This window comes from Rahnella sp. NRRL B-41462, from assembly GCF_003263525.1.
GTDB lineage: Bacteria > Pseudomonadota > Gammaproteobacteria > Enterobacterales > Enterobacteriaceae > Rahnella > Rahnella aceris.
The window spans coordinates 1-3233 of sequence record NZ_JYDF01000161.1 but is presented as its reverse complement, the minus strand read 5'-3'; the positions used below and the strand labels follow the sequence as shown (position 1 = coordinate 3233).

Here is a 3233-nt window from a genome sequence, read left to right as displayed (position 1 = left end):
GCTCGCTGACTATGTTTCATCAGCCGCAGTGATAGCCGCAAAATCCCGCCGCTGCGCGGTTCCCTCCCATCGGGTTACAACCCGCGCAAAAAGATGCGCGGTTTTCCACCTCTCGTCCGGCGGTATTTTGGAACCGGCCTCAGGCTCTTAATTCACAACCTGACTGATTTTGAAATCTTAAACTGTCTGCCCTTGAATTTAAGATCCCGCGGGCGATTCAGAAATCTTGCTGAACGGAGCGGCTTCGAGACCTATGGCTCGAAGACCGAGAGAAGGAACCGCGCAGCGGCAAGATTTCCAGCCGGTCGCTGTGGTTGCTGAAACATAGTCAGCGAGCGAAGCGCGCAGTTAAAAAAACGCAGGATTCCAAAGGGTTTCGTTTAAAACCCTTTGGGCCAGTGTGGGCGGCGAGCCCACGGTGTTGACCTTAAAGAGGCCGAAATATAGCAGCGGCCTCCGCTATCTCTTCTGGATATACGTCAGCGCTAACGCCACTGCCAGCACTAACCCTTTGATGATATCCATCGCATAATACGGCACCGACAACATCACCAGCCCGTTCGACAGCACGCCTAAAATCACCGCGCCAAGCAGTGTGCCGAGCGCATTAGGCTTACCGGAACCGGCCAGCGAGAAACCGATATAAGCGGCGGCAACGGCATCCATCAGATAGCCGCCACCGGCATTCACCTGCGAAGAACCGATACGTGAAGCCAGCAAAATCCCGCCTGCACCGGCCAGAACAGATGACATCACATAAGCAATCACGCGGTAGCGCGCGGTGCGGATCCCCGCCAGACGTGCGGCCAGCGGATTTCCGCCGATGGCGTACATGCGGCGGCCATGCTTGGTCAGCGACATAAACAGTTGCACCGCAATGGTCACGACGGCCATCACGATCACAATCACCGGCACCTGACCGAGCAGGCTGAACACCGCAGGGACCGTGCCTTCGGCCATGTCGCCGCTCGGTAATAACATGTTTTCAGTGATGGAACCGCCGTAGCTGTAAGTCATCGCTGCGCCCTGAATCACAAACAGACTGGCGAGCGTTGCCAGCATGTCAGGAATTTTCAGGATGACGATCAGAAAGGCGTTGAACAGGCCGACCAGCGTGCACAACGCCAGCGTGATAAGTATCGCTTCGGTCGTGCCGAAACCGTGCCAGACGAACATCGAAATCACCAGCGCATTGGCAAGCGATGCCGTTGAGCCGACCGATAAATCGAAGCCGCCGACCGCCAGGGAAATCGACACGCCGATGGCAATCACCGTCACGATGGCAATCGAACGCAAGATATTGATGATGTTCGACGGTTCGAGGAAGTTATCTGACGCCAGACCAAAAGCGGCGATCAGCAACACCACGGTCAGCAACATGCCCCATTTATATAAAAATTCGAACAGCTGATGACGCCACGGCTGGCGGGCATCGGGCACGTTTTCTTTACTCACCACGGCTTTGTTCACGCGGGTATTCCTCCGGTTGAATAGACTAATAAGGTTTCTTCGTCGACGTCTGCGGCGTTCAGTTCGGCGACGATACGGCCGTCCCATAACACCAGAATGCGGTCGCATAAACCGACCAGTTCGGCGAACTCACCGGAAGCATAAATAATGCCTTTTCCCTGTTGCGCCAGGCCGTCGATCAGCCTGAACACGTCCGTTTTGGCCTTGATGTCCACGCCTTTGGTCGGTTCGTCGAAGATCAACACCTGACTCTCACTGCGCAGCCATTTCCCGATGGCGACCTTTTGCTGGTTGCCGCCGGAAAGCCGGGCCAGCTTCTGCATCGGCCCGGAAGCGCGAATGCCTAAGCGGCTGATAATGTCTTTTGCCCATGACAGCGACTGGCGCGCGTTGAAAATACTCCAGCGCGAAAAGGTGTCATCAGCGGTCACACTCAGGTTCATCGGGATATTTTCGTCAATGAAAATCCCTTCCTTGCGCCGTTCTTCCGGTACTAACGCCAGCCCCTGTTCGACAGAAAGGTGCGGCTCCTTCGGCTTCCACGGTTTGCCATTCAGCTCACCGCTTTCTACCTGACTCGGCGTTGCGCCAAACAACGCTTTGCACAGTTCCGTTTTTCCGGCACCCGCCAGCCCGGCAATGCCGAGAATTTCGCCACGATGCAGTCGCAGCGAGATATCGCGCAGTTTGTCTTTATCGTGCATCCCGTGAATGCTTAGCAGCGTTTCACCGCTGTGCGGCGGACGGCGCGGCGGATAAATATCGTCGAGCTGATGGCCGATCATTTTCTCGATAATGTGCTCGTTGCTCAGGCCGTCCATGCTGTCATCGCTGACCAGACGCCCGTCACGCAGCACCGTCATACGGTCGCAGATATCGCGCAGTTCATGAATGCGGTGCGAGATAAATACGATCGCCATTCCGGCGGCTTTCAGCTTGCGGACCAGCGCGAACAGGCGTGCACTTTCCGCCTGATCCAGCGGGGCGGTCGGTTCATCAAGGATCAGAAAACGGCATTTATGCGATAACGCCCGCGCCAGCAAAATCAGTTGTTTCTCGGCCAGCGTGCAGCTTTCGATCCGCGCCCGCAGGCTGATGTTCAGGCCGAGCTGCTCAGTCAGCAGTTGCGCCTGGCGGTAAAGCTGCGGCCAGTTATGCAGATGGCCCGGTTCGGAAAGGCGGTCGAGCATGATGTTTTCCGCAACGTTCAGCGTCGGCACCAGCGCGACATCCACTTCCTGCTGCACCAGATGAATACCGTGCTCGCGGGCATGATGCGGCAGGCGGATATTTACCGCTTCGCCGTCGATAGTGATCTGCCCGGTGTAATGGTCATGCGTGCCGGAAAGCACCGCCATCAGCGTCGATTTCCCCGCGCCGTTTGCGCCGACTAATGCATGGACGGATCCGCCTTCCAGCGTGAAATCCACCTGGCGCAGGGCAGGGAAACCGGCAAATGAAATCGAGATATTACGCATCTCAAGGAGGGAGGAAGTCACTGGGCGTTGGGCCTTATTAAATAGACGGTTGGGGATTTAGACGTTTAGCCGTCTAAGACTCGCAGTAGCAGAGTTTTAACATATCAGGGAATTTAAGCAACAAAATAAAAGTGATAACTAAGAGCGAAAAGATCTAAAGTCTTCAGCGGAAACTCGATCGACTCCCTCCCCTGCGAAGGGGAGGGTTGGGGTGGGGTATTAAAGACAAATCAGCGGGTTAAGTTACCGGACAGGCATTTGCGTTAATACTTAAAACCCCCTCCC

2 protein-coding genes are annotated in these 3233 nt (G+C 55.7%); both read right to left on the bottom strand.

Annotated features, from left to right (window positions below; genetic code table 11):
* Nucleotides 1-459 precede the first annotated feature (459 nt).
* On the bottom strand, nt 460-1455 hold the full coding sequence (locus tag UC14_RS25675; protein ID WP_015690214.1) for an ABC transporter permease: 996 nt from the start codon (nt 1453-1455) through the stop codon (nt 460-462).
* An 11-nt stretch (nt 1456-1466) separates the two neighbouring features.
* Complete coding sequence (locus tag UC14_RS25670) at nt 1467-2948, bottom strand: sugar ABC transporter ATP-binding protein (protein WP_112198698.1); 1482 nt, start codon at nt 2946-2948, stop codon at nt 1467-1469.
* Nucleotides 2949-3233 lie beyond the last annotated feature (285 nt).